Origin of the sequence: Azoarcus sp. DN11 (genome assembly GCF_003628555.1) — a bacterium.
Taxonomy (GTDB): Bacteria; Pseudomonadota; Gammaproteobacteria; order Burkholderiales; family Rhodocyclaceae; genus Aromatoleum.
In genome coordinates, this window is the sequence record NZ_CP021731.1 from 4115264 (window position 1) to 4131636 (window position 16373).

Genomic DNA, 16373 nt, shown 5'->3' on the forward strand with positions numbered 1-16373 from the left:
CAACGAAATACAATTCGCGAAACCAAGACCAGCCAGCCATTCCGCCGCTCCCGCGCCGGATCGCCAGCCAGCAACGTCCCCGACTGGAGTTCCGATGCGCCCCACCACCCTCGCCGTGGCGATCGCCGCTGCGCTGCCCGCCCTCGCCACCGCCCAGGCCACCCTGCCGGCCGTCACCGTCACCGCGTCCGAGGGCGCCGCCGCGGCACCCTACAACCCGCTGGTCTCGTCCTCGGCGACCAAGGGCACCGCGCCGCTGCGCGATATCCCGCAGACCGTGAACGTCGTCGGCCCCGAGCTGATCGCCGACCAGGGCGCACGCTCGCTCGCCGAGGCGCTGCAGAGCGTCCCCGGCGTCACGCTCAACATGGGCGACGGCCAGCGCGACCAGTTCGTGATCCGCGGCTTCACCGCCATCGGCGACAACTTCCTCGACGGCGTGCGCGACGACGCGCTGTATTTCCGCGACCTGTCGAACGTCGAGCGCATCGAGGTCCTGAAAGGCCCCGCCGCCGTGCTGTACGGCCGCGGCTCGTCGGGCGGCATCATCAACCGCGTCAGCAAGCTGCCGACGACGCAGACTCTGCGCGAAGTCACCGTGCAGTTCGACACCGAAGGCGAGAAGCGCATCAGCTTCGACGCCGCCGGCGCGCTCGGCACGGGTGGCCACAGCTTCCGCGTGACCGGCGCCTTCGAGGACTCGACCGGTTTCCGCGACGAATCCTTCCTCAAGCGCGAAGCCTTCGCGCCGTCCGTCGACCTGAAACTCGGGCAGGACACCAGCCTGCTGCTGCAGCTCGCACACAACCGCGACCGCCGCCCGACCGACTTCGGCATCCCCGACAACAACGGCCGCCCGCTCAACGTCGACCACAAGACCTACTACGGCTCGGGCGACGCCGAACGCGACGACATGAACTCGGCGACGATGAACACCGCGACCGCGACCCTGTCGCACCGCCTCAACGCCGACTGGTCGCTGCGCAACGTGCTGCGTTACTACGACTTCAAGCTCGACCGCAACAACACGCTGTACCGCACCGGCACCGCCTACACGCAGCGCAACGGCCGGCTCTTCATGCAGCGCACCCATGGCCAGGTCGTGCGCGACGAGGAAGGCTGGTTCGACCAGCTCGAACTCACGCAGCTGGCGACCCTTGCCGGCATGCAGCACACGCTGCTCTACGGCGTCGAAGTCGGCAGCCAGGACAAGGGCCTCGACATCACCAACTGGGTCGGCATCGACCGCGTGCCGCTCCTCAACCCCGGCGGCGCGGTCCCGCCGTTCAGGACGACGGTGCCAAATTCGCTCACCATCGACAACCGCACCACGCTCGAGAACGCGTCCCTCTACGTGCAGGACCAGATCGCACTGGGCGAGCACTGGAAAGCGTTGATCGGCGTCCGCTACGACGACTACCGGCAGAAGACCACCGAACCGGGCAAGCCGGACTTCGAACGCACCGACCGCGAATGGAGCCCGCGTGCGGGCATCGTGTGGCAGCCGGACGCGATGCAGTCCTACTACGCCTCGGTGTCGCGCTCCTTCCAGCCTTCCGGTGAACAGTTCCAGCTCTCCGCCAGCAACGTCGACGCCGATCCCGAGATCACGACCAACCACGAGATCGGCGCGAAGTGGGACTTCCTCGGCGGCGCGCTGTCGGCCGGCGCCTCGATCTTCCGCCTCGTGCGCACCGACATGAAGATCACCGATCCGGTGACGCGCCAGACCATCAACGCTGGCGAGCAGCGTACCGACGGCCTCGAACTGTCGCTCGTCGGCCGTCCCGCCGTCGGTTGGCAGGTCTCCGCCGGCTACGCCTGGCTCGACAGCGAGACCGTGAAGTCGACGGCGACGGGCGGCGCGAACTTCGGCACCCGGCGCATCAACGTCTCGTTCGAAGGCAAGGAAGCGGCACTGACGCCGCGCCACAGCGGCTCGCTGTGGGTGACGCGCGAGCTCGGCCAGGGCTGGAGCGTCGGCGGCGGCGCGCATGCGCAAATCCACCAGTTCGCCTCGCCCGACAACCTCGTGCGCCTGCCCGGCTTCGTCGTGTTCGACGCAGCGCTGCTCTATCGCAGCAAAGCATACGATCTCACGTTCAACCTCAAGAACGTGTTCGACCGCGAGTACTGGGCGAGCGCACATGGCAGCTCCAACGGCCTGAACCAGCCGGGCGCGCCGCGCACGCTGCAGGCGACCGCGAGCTTCCGCTTCTGATCGGCACTCCGCAGGACAGCCTTCCGGGTCGAGCATGATCACCCTTCACCCCCGTCCCGCGCCCCAGCGCGGGAATTCGCAGAAATGGCTGCGCCGCATCCACGCGTGGTTCGGCGTCGGCCTTTCGGCGATGCTGCTGCTCTTCGCGACGACGGGCTTCCTGCTCAACCACCGCGCCGTCCTGAAGATCCCCGCGCTCGACCGCAAGGAGGTAACGCAGCTGGTGCCGCTCGAGGCACCGCCGCCCGACCCGCAGGCGCTCGCCGCCGCCCTCGCACCCGCGCTGGGCCTCGACGCGGCGGCACTCAAGCCGAAAGTCGAACCTGCGCGCGCGGTGCCGTGGGGCGAACGCGAGCTGGTCCAGCCCGAACGCTGGACGCTGCGCACCGACACGCCGTCCGAGTCGGTGCAGATCGACTACTGGAAGGGCAGCCGCCAGGCCGAGGTCAAGCGCACCCTGCCCAACCTGTGGCTCTACCTCGCGCGCCTGCACATGTCGGTCGGCGCCACCCCGGCCTGGGTGCTGCTCGCCGACACGCTAGCGCTGGGCCTCGCCTTCCTCGGGCTCTCGGGCTTCTGGCTGTGGGGCCGCCTGCACGGCTCGGCGCGCCGCCTCGCGCTGCTCGCGGGCGGCGGCCTCGCGCTGGCGGGCGCGCTGGCGTGGATCGGGGGCTGAGGCAGCCGCCCTATACAAGCACATGTTAATATGACGACTTCACGATAAGCGGGCAGCCCCAGCGGCGCTTGCATGCGCCCGCCAGCTCCCGGAGTTCGTCATGTCCGTCGCCGTTTCCGTCCTGCGCCGCCACGTTTTCCTCACCGCGGCGGCGGCAATCCTGCTACCGCTCGGCCCCGCCTTCGCCCAGCAAGGCGCCGTACCCGAGATCAGCCCTGCCGAGGCGCGGGCGCAGCTCGAGGCGGGCCGGATCACGCTGATCGACGTGCGCACACCCGAGGAAGGGCGCGAGACCGGCGTCGCCTCGGGGGCCGTGCCGATCAACCTGTACAACCCGGATGGGCCGGCCGGGTTCGTGAAGGAAGTGGTGGCCCGCGTCGGCGCCGAGCGCGACGCCCCGGTCGCCTTCATCTGCCGCAGCGGCAGGCGAAGTGCTCACGCACAACGCCTGCTCGCCGCACAGGGGTATACGAACGTGTACAGCGTCCGGGAAGGCATGAGCGGCAGCAGCGCCGGCCCGGGCTGGATCCGGATCGGCCTGCCGGTCGAAGCTTGCAGGACCTGCTGAGCCCGTCCGCGGCAACGACCGGCCGGCGCCCGGACCTCGCCTACCAGCCCAACCCCTTGCGCAGCACGAGCAGCACGCCCATGCCGGCGATGAAGGGCAGCCAGGGATTGCGCGAGCGCAGCGCCGCGAGCGCGACGACGATCCCGGCTGCGAGCTTGGGATTCGCGGGGTCGAACGCGCCTGCATCGAGGAGCAGGTCCGGCATGATCAGCGCGGACAGCGCCGCGGCCGGCGCGTAGCGCAGCGCCCGCTGCAGTGCCGGCGGCAGGCGCGCGCCTTCGCCGCCGATCACGAAGCTGCCGCGCGTGAGGATGGTCGTCGAGCCGATCGCCAGCAGCGTCAGCCACAGCCAGATGCCGTCTACCATGCCCGTCTCCGCTTCTCCGTCCAGTGTTCGGCCAGGAAGCCGGCCGCGATGCCCAGCGCGACTCCGGCGATGACGCCGAGCCGGAGCGGCAACCCGCGCAGCAGGACGGCCCCCAGGCCGCCGACGAGCGCCGCGACGAGCATCGCGCGCTGCCGCACCATCGGCACCAGCATCACCATCAGCGCGATCGTCGTCATGAACTCGAGCGACCAGTCCTTCGGGAACACCTCCGCTCCGAGCACGCCGGCGAGTCCGCCGAGCTGCCACACGCTCCAGCACAGCGCCGCCGGCGCAATGTAGAACCCCCAGCGCCAGTGCGGATCGTCGCTACGCTGCAGCCGGTCCGCGCACAGCACGAACAGGACATCGACGAGCAGATAGCCCGACAGCACGCGCTGCGACCATGAGGCACCGTGGAACGCCGGCGCCAGCGCCGCGCTGAAGATCACGAAGCGCAGGTTGAGCACCAGCGCGGTGACGAAGATCAGCCACAGCGGCGCGCCGGCGGCGATCAGCGGCAGCGTGCCAAGCTGGGCCGTGCCCGCATAGACGATCAGGTTCATGCCCAGCGACTCGACCGCCGACAGGCCCGTCGAGCGCATCGCCACCCCCGTGACGATCGCCCACGGCAGGAGGCCGACCGACATCGGCAGCATCAGGCGGAAACCCTCGCGGGCGCCGCGCTTGAAGGATTCGTTCATGAGGACGCTTTGACCTGAAGCGGAAAAAGCGCCCTAGCATACCAGCACGATCACCGTGCCGGCATGCGGTTCTCCCCTCAGCGCCTCATCCGGCGCCCCGGCTCTCCGGGGCGCCCTCGTCGCGGGTGCTCAATGGCTGGCGAAGACCTTGGTCTTGCCGTCCGCGGTGAAGCTCACGACGTCGTAGCGATCGGCCGGGAACGGACCTTCCATTCCCGGCGATCCCTGCGGCATGCCGGGCGCCGAGATGCCGGCGACCTTGGGCTTCTCCGCCAGCAGGCGCTTCACGTCGGCGGCCGGCACGTGGCCCTCGATGACATAACCGCCGACCTTGGCCGTGTGGCACGAACCCAGCGCCTGCGGCACACCTGCCGCGCGCTTCACCGCGCCCATGTCGGGGTCCCTGATCTCCTTCACGACGAAACCCGCCGAGCGCATGTGTTCGGCCCACTTGCCGCAGCAGCCGCAGTTGGGATCCTTGTGCATGACGACCTCCTCGCCGGCCGCAAGCGCGGGCGCGGCGAAAGCGGCAGCGAGCGCCAGCGTGGCGATCATCGCGAAGGGACGACGGGAGGGGGAGTGCGGCTTCATGGTTTTCCTCGGACTTCAGACGGTTGTGGACGTTTGGCCGGCGGCCGGCGGTTGAGGTTCCGCGCGCCCCGGGCCGGGGGTTGCCGCTCGCGCGTCGGCGGATGCGAGCGGCAGGTAGAGCGTGAAAGTGGTGAGGCCGCCGGCCGACTCGACGCCGACGCGGCCGCCGTGCGCTTCGGCGATGGAGCGCGTGATCGCGAGCCCGAGGCCGGCGCCGTCACCCTGGCGGGTGCGCGCCGGGCTGACGCGGTGGAAGCGGTCGAAGATGCGCGCGAGATGCTCGGGCGGGATCGTCTCTCCCGGGTTGCTCACCGCGAGGCGCGCCTCGCCCGCGGCCGTGTCGATCGCTATGCGCACGACGCCGCCCGCGGCGGAGTGGCGCAGCGCGTTCGACAGCAGGTTGGACACCGCGCGCCGCAGCATGAGCCGGTCGCCCCGCACCGCTGCGTCGCCGCCCACTTCGAGCCGCAGGCCCTTCTCTTCCGCCAACGCCTCGTAGAACTCCGCGAGCGCACGCGCCTCGCCGGCGAGCGACAGCGTCTCGGCCGGGCGCGGCAGCAGGCCGTTGTCCGCCTGTGCGAGGAAGAGCATGTCGGCGATCATGCGCGCGAGCCGCTCGTATTCCTCCAGGTTCGACAGCAGGATCTCGCGGTACTCGTCGGCATTGCGCGCGCGCCCGAGCGCGACCTCGGTCTGCGTCATCAGGTTGCTCACCGGCGTACGCAGTTCGTGCGCGATGTCCGACGAGAACTCGCTCAGCCGGCGAAAACCGTCCTCCAGACGCGCCATCATCGCGTTGAGCTCGCCCGCCAGCGATTCGAGCTCGACCGGCAGGCTGCGCGTATCGATGCGCGCCGTGAGGCGCTGCGCCGACACGCCGCGCGCGACCTCCGCCATCTTGCGCAGCGGCGCGAGTCCGCCACGCGCGGCAAACGCGCCGAGCAGCCCGGTCGCGACGATCGCGAGCGCCACCGCGAGCCACAGCGAGCGCTCGAAGTCGCGCATGAAGGCGCGGTGATGATCGATGTCCATCGACACGACGACCCGCGCCGGCGGTGCTCCCGCGATGCCCGTCGCGGCGTTCGCCACCACGCCGCGGTAGATGCGCCCGCCCTGCTCCCAGGTGCGCGCCGGCGGAAAATCGCCGGAACCGGCAGGCGCCTCCTCCACGATCGGCGCCGGGTAACCGGCCCCCGACGACGCGAAGAGGATCTCGCCCCGTCCCGCGTCGCGCACCACCGCGATCGACAGGCTGTGATGGCCGACGAGCGCCGTGTCGAGCTGCTGCGCGACGTTCGCGAAGTCCTCCTCGTCGCGCACCTGCGCGAGCACCGCACGTGCGAGCTCCAGCTTGCCGTGCAGTTCGACGACATCGCCCTCCTCGAAATGGCGCTCGACCGACGCCAGGATATAGGCGCCGAGCCCCAGCAGCACCGCCGCAAAGAGCGCGGCAAAGAGCAGCGTGAGCCGCAGCGTGAGCGACAGTCTCGGCATCAGGGCGCCTCGAGCACGTAACCCATGCCGCGCACGGTGCGGATCAGCTTGGGCTCGAAGGGCTCATCGACCTTGGCGCGCAGGCGCCGCACCGCGACCTCGATCACGTTGGTGTCGCTGTCGAAGTTCATGTCCCAGACCTGGGAGGCGATCAGCGAGCGCGGCAGCACCTCGCCCTGACGGCGCAGCAGCAGTTCCAGCAGCCCGAACTCCTTGGCGGTCAGGTCGATGCGCAGGCCCGCCCGCGTCACGCGCCGGCGCAGCAGGTCGAGTTCCAGGTCGGCCGCATGCAGCAGCTCCGGCTCCTTGGTCTTGCCCCGCCTGAGCAGCGTGCGCACGCGCGCCAGCAGTTCGGAGAAGGCGAAGGGCTTCACGAGGTAGTCGTCCGCGCCCAGCTCCAGCCCGCGCACGCGGTCCTCGACCTGATCGCGCGCGGTCAGGAACAGCACCGGCATCTCGCGTCCCGCACGGCGCACCGTCTGCAGCACGCTCCAGCCGTCGAGGCCCGGCAGCATCACGTCGAGGATGACGAGATCGTAGTCGCCGGTCAGCGCGAGGTGCAGGCCGTCCATCCCGTCGCGCGCGAGGTCGACGACGAAGCCCGCCTCGGCCAGCCCCTGGCGGAGATAGTCGCCCGTCTTGATCTCGTCCTCGACGATCAGGATCTTCACTTCCGGCTCCTTCCGTTCCTGCACTTGCGGCGCATTGTGCCTCCCCGCCCCGGCCCCGCGCTCATGATTACAAAGATGTAATCTTCGCGTCAGCCTCGCGTCGCCGAAGCCTCCCCATCATCTCGACAAACACACCATCCCGGACCCGTGATGCCGACACCCCGCTTTCTCGCCCCCTTGACCGGACTGCTGCTCGCCGCGGCGACCGCCACGCTGCCGCTCACTGCCGGCGCCCATGGAACCGCCACGCACGCGGCGAAGACCGACGAATCCGCCGTGCGCGAGCAGCAGGACTGGGGTATCGCCGGCCTGCGCCGCGACGCTGCACGCACGATCACGATCCGCATGGACGACCGCATGCGCTTCACGCCGGACCGCATCGAGGTGCGCGAAGGCGAAACGGTGCGCGTGGTCGCGCACAACGACGGCGCGACGCTGCACGAACTGGTGCTGGGCACGCGCAAGACCCTGGTCGAGCACGCCGAACTGATGAAGAAGTTTCCCGACATGGAGCACGACGCCCCCTGGATGGCGCACGTGCCGCCCGGCGGCACGGCCGAGATCGTGTGGACCTTCAACCGCCCCGGCCCGTTCGAGTTCGCCTGCCTGATCGCCGGCCATTTCGATGCCGGCATGGTCGGCACGGTCGACGTCAAGCCCGTCGCCCGCGCCCAACGCGCGAAGAACCACGCCAAAGCCGGCTGACGCTCCCGCCCCACGAACCACGCACGAGAACGACATCATGACCCTCAAGCCCTTCCTGATCGCTGCCGCCCTCCTCGCCGCGCCGACGGTTTTCGCACAGAACACGCACGATGCACACGGTAGCCACGGCATGCCCATGATGGCCGACGCCTCGACGAAACCGGCCGCGCCGACGGAAGGCACGGTGCGCAAGGTCGACAAGGCCGCCGGCAAGATCACCATCGCTCACGGCCCGCTCGAAAACCTGGGCATGCCCGGCATGACGATGGCCTTCCGTGCGGGCGACCCGGCGATGCTGGACCAGGTCAAGGCCGGCGACAAGATCCGCTTCGTCGCCGAGCGCGCCGACGGCGCGTTCAGCGTCAAGCGGCTGGAAGTGCTGAAGTGAGCCCCGGCCTCGCGGACACCGGCGTTCGCGAGGCCGCCCGCTGTCCCCGGCTTCCACGCGAACCGATGCCGGCAAAAACAACACCCCTTTAGCGGAGTCCAGATGATGACTTCGTCCTTGACGAGGACCGGACCGCGGCACCTGTGCGCCACCGTCCTCACTGCGGCGCTCACCTTTTCAGGCGCCACCGCCCGCGCACAGGACGCCCCCGGGCCGCTGCCCCGGAGTTTCCCCATCGCAACCCCTGCGGCGACCTCCGCGCCCGCCCTCGGCGCCGACATCGCCGGCCTGCTCGAACACGCCCGCGCCAGCAACCCCGGCCTCGCCGCCCAGCGCGCCGAAACCGCGGCCGCACGCGAACGCACGGACTCCGCCGGCGCCCTGCCCGACCCGAACGTCCAGGTCGAGCTGATGGACTTCACCAACCAGAGGCGCGGCGGCGGCACCACGCTCGTCCCGGGACGCGTCGGCGAGACCCGCTACCGCATCATTCAGCAGCTCCCCGGCTGGGGCAAGCGCGACCTGCAGACGCGCACCGCGGCCGCCAAGGCCGAGCAGGCCGCCGCCGGGCTGGATGCGGCCTGGCTCGACCTCGCCTCGGCGGTCAAGAACGCGTGGCTGCGCTACTACGCCGCCGACCGCGAAGCCGCGCTCGCACGCGAATCCCTCGCGCTCCTCGGCGGACTCGAGGACGCGACCCTCGCGCGCTACCGCCAGGGCCTCGTCCCGCAGCAGGCGGTGCTGCGCGCCCAGCGCGAGATCACCAGCCAGCGCATCGCGCAGGTCGGCATCGAACAGCGCCGGCGCGGCGCCGCGGCCGCCCTCAACGGCATCCTCGCGCGCTCGCCCGACGCCCCGCTCGCCGCGCCGGCCGAGCCCGCCGCGCTGCCCTCGGCGCTCGACCTCCCGGCGCTGATCGCCCGCGCCCGCGCCGCGAATCCCGGGATCGCGGCCGACGAACGCGGCATCGAAGCCGCACGGCTCGAACGTGAGCGCACCTTCGCCGACCGCTACCCCGACTACTCGGTCGGCCTGACGAACAACCGCCAGCGCGGCGAGAACCAGACCTGGGACGTGATGTTCGAGGTCATGATCCCGCTGCAGCAATCGGCACGGCGCGCGCGCGAGCGCGAGGCGACGCAGATGCTCGCCGCCGCCGACGCCCGCCGCGAGGCGACCGCCTCGCGCCTCGACGGCGAGCTCGGCAGCGCCTGGGCGACCTTCACCAGCGCGCAGGAAAGCCGGCGCCTGATCCGCGGCACGCTGCTGCCGCAGGCGCAAGCCGCGCGCGACGCCACCCGCGCCGCCTTCGAGACCGGCCGCGTCGACTTCGACGCCGTGCTCGAAGCCGAGCGCCAGCTCGTCGACGCCCGCACGAGCCTGCTGCAGGCCGAGATCGAAGCCCGCACGGCCCTGTTCGAAATCGAGAAACTGGTCGGAGACGCCCCGTGACCACCGCCACACGCCTCACCCTCACCACGCTCGCGGTCGCCGTCGCGCTTGCCGCCGGCTACTTCGCCGGCACCCGCAACGCGGACCACGCCGCCCCCGCCGCCTCCGGCGCCCCCGCCGAAGCGAGCCCCGCCGCCGCCCCGGGCGGCAAGAAGATCCTCTACTACCGCAACCCGATGGGCCTGCCCGACACCTCGCCGGTGCCGAAGAAAGACTCGATGGGCATGGACTACCTCCCGGTGTACGACGGCGAGGACGCCGGCCCGGACGATACCGGCGCCGTCACGGTGAGCCCCGCGCGCCTGCAGACGCTGGGCGTGCGCACCGCCGCCGCCGAGCTGCGCACGCTCGACGAGCCGGTGCGCGCGGTCGGGCGCGTCGCCATCAACGAACGCAGCATCGTCGACGTGGCGCCGCGCTTCGAAGGCTGGATCGAGCGCCTGCATGTGAACGCCAGCGGCGACCCGGTGCGCCGCGGCCAGGCGCTATTCACCGTGTATAGCCCGGAACTCGTCTCCGCCGGCTCCGAACTTCGCATCGCCGAACGCCTGCAGCAGGACGCAAGCAGCGACCCGTCCGCCGCGGAATCCGCCAAGCGCCTCGCCGACGCCACCCGCGCGCGCGTGTCGAACTGGCAGATGAAGCTGCCCGAAGGCGCGAAATCCGGCAGCGGTCGGCTCACCTTCACCGCGCCCGCCAACGGCGTCGTGATGGAGAAAAAGGCCGTCGAAGGCATGCGCTTCATGCCCGGCGACGCACTCTACCGCATCGCCGACCTCTCCACCGTGTGGATCCTCGCGGACGTCTACGAACGCGACCTCGCGCGCGTGAAACCCGGGCAGCATGCGGTCGTCACGCTCGACGCCTTTCCCGGCCGCAGCTTCGACGCCAAGGTCGCCTACCTCTACCCGACCCTCGACGCCGCGACGCGCACGACGCCGATCCGCCTCGAACTGGCGAACCCCGACGGCCTGCTGCGCCCCGGCCTCTTCGCCCACGCCGACGTGAACACCGGCGCAGCCGCACCGACGCTGACCGTGCCGACCTCGGCGCTGATCGACAGCGGCGAGCGCCAGGTCGTGCTCGTCGCGCAGGACGAAGGCCGTTTCCTGCCCAAGGCCGTCAAGGTCGGCCGGCGCGGCAGCGAGCACATCGAGATCCTCGACGGCGTCACCGCGGGTGAGCGCGTCGTCGTCTCGGCAAACTTCCTGATCGACGCCGAAAGCAACCTGCGCGCAGCGCTCGCGAGCTTTACCGCCGGCAAGGACGCTCCCGCCGGCGCCGCGGCGAACTACGCCGCCGAAGGCACGCTCGACGCCATCGACCTCTCCGCCGGCTCGGTCAGCATCACGCACGGCGCCATCCCCGCGCTGAAGTGGCCGCCTATGACGATGGAGTTCGCCCTCGCGTCGCCCGAGGTCGGCAAGCACATCGCCCCCGGCAGCGCGATCCGCTTCCAGTTCGAACAGCGCGCGCCGGGCGAATTCGCGGTCACGCGCATCGAAGCCGCCGCGCCCACCGGCCACACCGGGCACTGAGGGGGGCACGGGCATGTTGAATCGCCTCATCGACTGGTCCGCGCGCAACGTCTTCCTCGTGCTGCTCGCGACGCTGTTCGTCAGCGCCGCGGGCGCCTATGCGCTGAAGCACACCCCGGTCGACGCGCTGCCCGACCTCTCCGACGTGCAGGTGATCGTCTACGCCGACTACCCCGGCCAGGCGCCGCAGGTCGTCGAGGACCAGGTCACCTACCCGCTCACGACCGCGCTGCTGGCCGTGCCCAAGGCCAAGGTCGTGCGCGGCTTCTCGATGTTCGGCGCGTCCTACGTGTACGTGATCTTCGAGGACGGCACCGACATCTACTGGGCGCGCTCGCGCGTGCTCGAATACCTCTCGTCGGCAGCGGGGCGGATGCCCGCCGGCGTCGCGCCGCAGATCGGCCCGGACGCGACCGGCGTCGGCTGGGTGTACCAATATGCGCTGACCGGCAAGGACCGCTCGCTCGCCGACCTGCGCAGCCTGCAGGACTGGTACGTGCGCTACCAGCTCACCAAGGCCCACGGCGTCGCCGAAGTCGCGAGCCTGGGCGGTTTCGTGCGCGAATACCAGGTCACGGTCGACCCGCACCGGCTCGCGAGCTACGGCATCCCGCTCGACCGCGTCGCGCAGGTCATCCGCGCGTCGAACCGCGACGTCGGCGGGCGCGTCGTCGAACTGGCCGAGACCGAATACATGGTGCGCGGCCGCGGCTACCTGCGCAACGCCGAAGACATCGCCCGGCTCGTGCTGAAGAGTGAAGGCGGCACCCCGGTGCTCGTGCGCGACGTCGCGCGCGTCGAGATGGTCCCCGCCGAGCGCCGCGGCATCGCCGAGCTCAACGGCGAAGGCGAAGTCGCCTCCGGCATCGTCATGGCGCGCTTCGGCCAGAACGCGCTCGACGTCATCGCCAACGTCAAGGCCAAGATGGCCGAGATCGCCTCCGGCCTGCCCGAAGCTACCTCCATCGTCCCCGTCTACGACCGCTCCGCGCTGATCGAACGCGCGATCGAGACGCTCAAGGGCACGCTGCTCGAGGAAAGCCTGATCGTCGCCGCGGTTTGCGTCATCTTCCTGATGCACGTGCGCAGCGCCCTGGTCGCGATCATCACGCTGCCGATCGGCATCCTCGTCGCCTTCATCGCGATGCGCGCGCTCGGGCTCGGCTCCAACATCATGAGCCTGGGCGGCATCGCGATCGCCATCGGCGCGATGGTCGACGCCGCCATCGTGATGATCGAGAACGTCCACAAGCGCCTCGAACACCTCCCCGGCGACGCCCCGCAGTCCGCACGCGCCGAGACGATGATCCGCGCGTGCAAGGAAGTCGGCCCGGCGCTGTTCTTCTCGCTCCTGATCATCACCGTCTCCTTCCTGCCCGTATTCACGCTCGAAGGCCAGGAAGGCCGCATGTTCTCGCCGCTCGCCTTCACCAAGACCTTCGCGATGGCAGGCGCGGCACTCTTGTCGGTGACGCTGGTGCCGGTGCTGATGATGCTCTTCATCCGCGGCCGCATCATGCCCGAGGCGAAGAACCCGGTGAACCGCGTGCTGATCTGGCTCTACCGCCCGATCATCGCGTGGGTCATGCGCCACCGCTGGCTCACGCTGATCGCCGCCGCCGTCTCGATGGCGATCACCCTCTACCCGGCAAGCCGCATCGGCTCCGAGTTCATGCCCACGCTCAACGAAGGCACGCTGCTCTACATGCCGGCATCCCTCCCCGGCATGTCGGTGACCAAGGCCGGCGAACTCCTGCAGACCACCGACCGCATCATCAAGACCTTCCCCGAGGTCGAATCGGTCTACGGCAAGGCCGGCCGCGCCAACAGCGCCACCGACCCCGCGCCGCTCGAGATGTTCGAGACCGTCGTCAACCTCAAGCCCGAGTCCGAATGGCGCCCCGGCATGACCACCCACAAGCTCATCGCCGAGATGGACGCCGCGCTCAAGTTCCCCGGCGTCGCCAACTCCTGGACCATGCCGATCAAGGCGCGCCTCGACATGCTCTCGACCGGCATCCGCACGCCCATCGGCGTCAAGGTCTTCGGCAAGGACCTCGCCACCATCGAGCGCCTCGCGCGCGAAGTCGAAGCGGTCGTGCGCGACGTCCCCGGCACCACCAGCGCCTACGCCGAGCGCGTCACCGGCGGCTTCTACCTCGACATCACCCCCGACCGCAGCCAGCTCGCGCGCTACGGCATCACCGTCGACGACTTCCAGATGGTCGTCGCCACCGCGCTCGGTGGCGACCCGGTGACGACCACCGTCGAAGGCCTCGAGCGCTACACCGTCGCCGTGCGCTACCCGCGCGACCTGCGCGACGACCCGCGCCGCATCGCCGCAGAAGTCTTCGTGCCGCTGCCCGGCGGCGGCGGCAACCTGCCGCTCGGCCAGCTCGCCAAGGTCACGCTCGCCAAGGGCGCCCCCGCGATCCGCACCGAAAACGCGCTGCTGACGGCCTATGTATATGTAGACATCCGCGACCGCGACATCGGCTCCTACGTCGCCGACGCCCGCCGCGCCGTCGCCGCGAAGGTCGACTTCCCGCCCGGCTACTACGCCACCTGGAGCGGCCAGTTCGAGTTCATGGAACGCGCCAAGGAAAAGCTCGCCGTCGTCGTCCCCCTCACGCTCGCGATCATCTTCGTGCTGCTCTACCTCAACTTCCGCCGCCTCACCGAAACGCTGATCGTCATGCTCTCGGTCCCCTTCGCGCTCGTCGGCGGCATCTGGCTGATGTGGTGGCTCGGCTACAACATGAGCGTCGCCGTCGGCGTCGGCTTCATCGCGCTCGCCGGCGTCGCCGCCGAAACCGGCGTCGTCATGCTGATCTACCTCGACCACGCCTGGGAAGCCATCCGCGCCCGGCGCCTCGCCGAAGGCCGCCAGCCCGACGCCGCCGACCTCTACCACGCCATCATGGAAGGCGCCGTCGAACGCGTGCGCCCCAAGATGATGACGGTAGTCGCCATCATCGCCGGCCTGCTCCCCATCATGTGGGGCAGCGGCACCGGCAGCGAAGTCATGAGCCGCATTGCCGCGCCGATGGTCGGGGGCATGCTGTCATCGACGGTGCTGACGCTGGGCGTGATTCCGGCGATCTATGCGCTGGTGAAGGAATGGCGGCTGAAGCGGGGGTTGGAAATCGGGGGCTGACTCCATTTCCCCGCCTATTATTCACTTGAGTCAATCATTTTGAATCACTATGATTTCATCGGATATGAACCATCGGCTTTGATTACCAACATCTCAGGAGATGTGTCATGGCACAGACAGAAACCAAAGTTCTAACCGCCCATGTGCCGCGCCCTCTTGCCGAGAAGGTCGACCTGATGGCCGCGCGCCTTGAACGCTCACGCGGCTGGATCATGAAGCAGGCGCTGGCTGCGTGGATTGATCAGGAAGAAGAACGCAGCCGCCTGACCCGCGAGGCCCTGGCGGACGTTGATGGCGCGTGCGTCATCGACCACCAGGCCGTGCAGGCATGGGCCGACAGCCTGGAAACCGACACCCCGTTACCGTTGCCGCGCTGATGGAACTGAAATGGACGAACAAGGCGCTGTCGGATCTGGCGCGGCTGTACGAGTTTCTCGCGCCGGTTAATCGAACCGCCGCGGCGCGTACCATCCAGTCGCTCACGTCTGCACCGGCCAGCCTCGTGGCGAACCCGCGCATCGGCGAACGGCTCGACGAATTCGCACCGCGCGAAGTCCGCCGCATCCTTGTCGGGCACTACGAAATGCGCTACGAGATCCGGGAAGCCACGCTTTACGTGCTGCGGCTCTGGCATACGCGCGAAGACCGGTAGGTAGCAAGCAGGGCGCAGGAAAACACAGGCAAAAGCGGCAGGACCGCTCGCGCCTCTGATCAGCGCTTGTCCGCGGCCCGATGAACCGCATACCGGCCCCGCTTTCCGATCGCGATGACAAGGATGATCAAGTCGCTACAAGATAAAGCTTCGCAGCATCGGTTGTCGCCTCGTCCACGAGGTGCACGACACGCATACCTTACCTTCAATGCACATCCAAACCAATATAAGAACAAGCATTCAGGATGGAGGTTTTCATGCTCAAAATCCCCCCCACCAACATCAGGCACACCGCGCAAGCCCGCAAACGTTTCACTCCCGGAAGCACTGCTAGCCGAGGCCCTGCGCATCAACGTTTCCCACGCGGCCGAAGCGGGCCCCCATTTCAACACGAACCCGGCCAGCGGGTCCGCACCTTGTCCTGAAAGCCGGTCCAGATCTGCAGCGCACGCTGCGCCGACGCGATGGCAAGTTGCAGGCGCGCAAAACGCTCGTCAACGGTTGACGGATAGTCATGGGCGAACTCGTTCCGCACACGCCTAAGATCGGACCACTCCTCAGCCGAGGGAAGCCAACCCAACTGCTCCAGCCTCGCAAAACGATCGAACGCCGCCATCGACGCAACCTCCTCACCCAGCGCACGCAGCACCGCCGGCATCAGTCGCGCGCCCATGTCATCCTGCAGCCGCAAATAGCGATAGGCGAACTGATCGAGGAGGCGGCGATCGTCCTTTCCGAGCGATGCAAGATCGGCAGCGCACAACGCACGCAAGGCCAGATCATCCAGCGCATCGCGCAAGCCCGTCTCATGCAGTCGACAATTGTCGAGAGTCTGCTGAAGAGCCAACAACTCGGGGGACAGAGTCATAACCGGACTCCGGTTTGATGCGCAATCCGGACAATCGGACGTGTATCGCCCGGCGCCTCGATAACGACATCAACCTTGCGCTCGCCAAGGCGCCGCTCGAGGCGCGAAAGAAAGCGGATCTTGCACAGTAACTGTTGCTGCGCGTCCAGCCTCACCGGCGACAACAGCAGATCGATATCCCCGCCTCTCTTGCTGTCGTCCACACGCGAACCGAACAACCATACGTCCACCTCGTCGCCGAAGACCTCGGCGGCCGTCTGCCGGATCACCGTCGCTTGCTCCGTGCTGAGTCTCATGGGGTTCGCCCTGTGGAAACCTGTCCCG

17 protein-coding genes are annotated in these 16373 nt (G+C 69.2%); 10 read left to right on the top strand and 7 right to left on the bottom strand.

Annotation, left to right across the window (positions count from 1 at the left end; all coding sequences use genetic code 11):
• Positions 1 to 94: 94 nt before the first annotated feature.
• From CDA09_RS19040 to CDA09_RS19050, 3 genes are all read left to right on the top strand, one after another.
• A complete protein-coding gene (locus tag CDA09_RS19040; protein ID WP_121430085.1) occupies positions 95 to 2221 on the top strand; it encodes a TonB-dependent receptor in 2127 nt (708 codons plus the stop codon).
• A gap of 34 nt (positions 2222 to 2255) precedes the next feature.
• A complete protein-coding gene (locus CDA09_RS19045; protein ID WP_121430086.1) occupies positions 2256 to 2897 on the top strand; it encodes a PepSY-associated TM helix domain-containing protein in 642 nt (213 codons plus the stop codon).
• Between the two features lie 100 nt (positions 2898 to 2997).
• On the top strand, positions 2998 to 3465 hold the full coding sequence (locus tag CDA09_RS19050; RefSeq protein WP_121430087.1) for a rhodanese-like domain-containing protein: 468 nt from the start codon (positions 2998 to 3000) through the stop codon (positions 3463 to 3465).
• A 40-nt stretch (positions 3466 to 3505) separates the two neighbouring features.
• Here CDA09_RS19050 and CDA09_RS19055 read toward each other — a convergent pair whose 3' ends face one another.
• The 5 genes from CDA09_RS19055 to CDA09_RS19075 all read right to left on the bottom strand — a co-directional run bounded on the left by CDA09_RS19055 (position 3506) and on the right by CDA09_RS19075 (position 7289).
• Positions 3506 to 3832 (bottom strand): AzlD domain-containing protein, encoded by a 327-nt coding sequence (locus tag CDA09_RS19055; protein ID WP_121430088.1) that lies wholly within the window; start codon positions 3830 to 3832, stop codon positions 3506 to 3508.
• Positions 3826 to 4533 (bottom strand): AzlC family ABC transporter permease, encoded by a 708-nt coding sequence (locus tag CDA09_RS19060; RefSeq protein ID WP_121430089.1) that lies wholly within the window; start codon positions 4531 to 4533, stop codon positions 3826 to 3828. The genes CDA09_RS19055 and CDA09_RS19060 overlap by 7 nt, the downstream gene beginning before the upstream one ends.
• Before the next feature lie 129 nt (positions 4534 to 4662).
• Positions 4663 to 5124 carry a DUF411 domain-containing protein gene (locus CDA09_RS19065; RefSeq protein WP_121430090.1) on the bottom strand — a complete coding sequence of 154 codons (462 nt, stop codon included), beginning with the start codon at positions 5122 to 5124 and terminating at the stop codon, positions 4663 to 4665.
• Positions 5125 to 5139: 15 nt separating this feature from the next.
• A complete protein-coding gene (locus CDA09_RS19070) occupies positions 5140 to 6618 on the bottom strand; it encodes a heavy metal sensor histidine kinase (RefSeq protein WP_121430091.1) in 1479 nt (492 codons plus the stop codon).
• The gene (locus CDA09_RS19075) at positions 6618 to 7289 is read right to left on the bottom strand and encodes a heavy metal response regulator transcription factor (RefSeq protein ID WP_121430092.1); all 672 of its coding nucleotides are present in this window, start codon (positions 7287 to 7289) and stop codon (positions 6618 to 6620) included. The genes CDA09_RS19070 and CDA09_RS19075 overlap by 1 nt, the downstream gene beginning before the upstream one ends.
• Before the next feature lie 150 nt (positions 7290 to 7439).
• Here CDA09_RS19075 and CDA09_RS19080 point away from each other — a divergent pair, with 150 nt between their 5' ends.
• From CDA09_RS19080 to CDA09_RS19110, 7 genes are all read left to right on the top strand, one after another.
• A complete protein-coding gene (locus CDA09_RS19080) occupies positions 7440 to 7994 on the top strand; it encodes a cupredoxin domain-containing protein (RefSeq protein ID WP_121430093.1) in 555 nt (184 codons plus the stop codon).
• A gap of 37 nt (positions 7995 to 8031) precedes the next feature.
• Positions 8032 to 8382: a copper-binding protein gene (locus tag CDA09_RS19085; protein WP_121430094.1), complete on the top strand. Its 351-nt coding sequence runs from the start codon at positions 8032 to 8034 to the stop codon at positions 8380 to 8382.
• Between the two features lie 105 nt (positions 8383 to 8487).
• The gene (locus CDA09_RS19090; RefSeq protein ID WP_121430942.1) at positions 8488 to 9834 is read left to right on the top strand and encodes a TolC family protein; all 1347 of its coding nucleotides are present in this window, start codon (positions 8488 to 8490) and stop codon (positions 9832 to 9834) included.
• Positions 9831 to 11372 carry an efflux RND transporter periplasmic adaptor subunit gene (locus CDA09_RS19095; RefSeq protein ID WP_121430095.1) on the top strand — a complete coding sequence of 514 codons (1542 nt, stop codon included), beginning with the start codon at positions 9831 to 9833 and terminating at the stop codon, positions 11370 to 11372. Before CDA09_RS19090 ends, CDA09_RS19095 begins: the two co-directional genes overlap by 4 nt.
• Positions 11373 to 11385: 13 nt before the next feature.
• On the top strand, positions 11386 to 14529 hold the full coding sequence (locus CDA09_RS19100; RefSeq protein WP_121430096.1) for an efflux RND transporter permease subunit: 3144 nt from the start codon (positions 11386 to 11388) through the stop codon (positions 14527 to 14529).
• Positions 14530 to 14636: 107 nt separating this feature from the next.
• Complete coding sequence (locus CDA09_RS19105; RefSeq protein WP_121430097.1) at positions 14637 to 14906, top strand: CopG family ribbon-helix-helix protein; 270 nt, start codon at positions 14637 to 14639, stop codon at positions 14904 to 14906.
• Positions 14906 to 15181 (top strand): type II toxin-antitoxin system RelE/ParE family toxin, encoded by a 276-nt coding sequence (locus CDA09_RS19110; RefSeq protein ID WP_121430098.1) that lies wholly within the window; start codon positions 14906 to 14908, stop codon positions 15179 to 15181. The genes CDA09_RS19105 and CDA09_RS19110 overlap by 1 nt, the downstream gene beginning before the upstream one ends.
• Before the next feature lie 385 nt (positions 15182 to 15566).
• On the opposite strand, the gene CDA09_RS19115 is transcribed toward CDA09_RS19110, so the two are convergent.
• Positions 15567 to 16049 (bottom strand): hypothetical protein, encoded by a 483-nt coding sequence (locus CDA09_RS19115; protein ID WP_121430099.1) that lies wholly within the window; start codon positions 16047 to 16049, stop codon positions 15567 to 15569.
• Positions 16046 to 16345 (bottom strand): nucleotidyltransferase domain-containing protein, encoded by a 300-nt coding sequence (locus tag CDA09_RS19120; RefSeq protein WP_164844442.1) that lies wholly within the window; start codon positions 16343 to 16345, stop codon positions 16046 to 16048. The genes CDA09_RS19115 and CDA09_RS19120 overlap by 4 nt, the downstream gene beginning before the upstream one ends.
• Positions 16346 to 16373: the final 28 nt, after the last annotated feature.

Bases quoted from the DNA above. Each gene is read 5' to 3' on its own strand.
- CDA09_RS19110 (WP_121430098.1), top strand. From the start codon at position 14,906: ATGGAACTGAAATGGACGAACAAGGCGCTGTCGGATCTGGCGCGGCTG.
- CDA09_RS19050 (WP_121430087.1), top strand. From the start codon at position 2,998: ATGTCCGTCGCCGTTTCCGTCCTGCGCCGCCACGTTTTCCTCACCGCG.
- CDA09_RS19085 (WP_121430094.1), top strand. From the start codon at position 8,032: ATGACCCTCAAGCCCTTCCTGATCGCTGCCGCCCTCCTCGCCGCGCCG.
- CDA09_RS19070 (WP_121430091.1), bottom strand. From the start codon at position 6,618: ATGCCGAGACTGTCGCTCACGCTGCGGCTCACGCTGCTCTTTGCCGCG.
- CDA09_RS19115 (WP_121430099.1), bottom strand. From the start codon at position 16,049: ATGACTCTGTCCCCCGAGTTGTTGGCTCTTCAGCAGACTCTCGACAAT.
- CDA09_RS19100 (WP_121430096.1), top strand. From the start codon at position 11,386: ATGTTGAATCGCCTCATCGACTGGTCCGCGCGCAACGTCTTCCTCGTG.
- CDA09_RS19105 (WP_121430097.1), top strand. From the start codon at position 14,637: ATGGCACAGACAGAAACCAAAGTTCTAACCGCCCATGTGCCGCGCCCT.
- CDA09_RS19045 (WP_121430086.1), top strand. From the start codon at position 2,256: ATGATCACCCTTCACCCCCGTCCCGCGCCCCAGCGCGGGAATTCGCAG.
- CDA09_RS19040 (WP_121430085.1), top strand. From the start codon at position 95: ATGCGCCCCACCACCCTCGCCGTGGCGATCGCCGCTGCGCTGCCCGCC.
- CDA09_RS19060 (WP_121430089.1), bottom strand. From the start codon at position 4,533: ATGAACGAATCCTTCAAGCGCGGCGCCCGCGAGGGTTTCCGCCTGATG.
- CDA09_RS19090 (WP_121430942.1), top strand. From the start codon at position 8,488: ATGACTTCGTCCTTGACGAGGACCGGACCGCGGCACCTGTGCGCCACC.
- CDA09_RS19120 (WP_164844442.1), bottom strand. From the start codon at position 16,345: ATGAGACTCAGCACGGAGCAAGCGACGGTGATCCGGCAGACGGCCGCC.
- CDA09_RS19055 (WP_121430088.1), bottom strand. From the start codon at position 3,832: ATGGTAGACGGCATCTGGCTGTGGCTGACGCTGCTGGCGATCGGCTCG.
- CDA09_RS19080 (WP_121430093.1), top strand. From the start codon at position 7,440: ATGCCGACACCCCGCTTTCTCGCCCCCTTGACCGGACTGCTGCTCGCC.
- CDA09_RS19065 (WP_121430090.1), bottom strand. From the start codon at position 5,124: ATGAAGCCGCACTCCCCCTCCCGTCGTCCCTTCGCGATGATCGCCACG.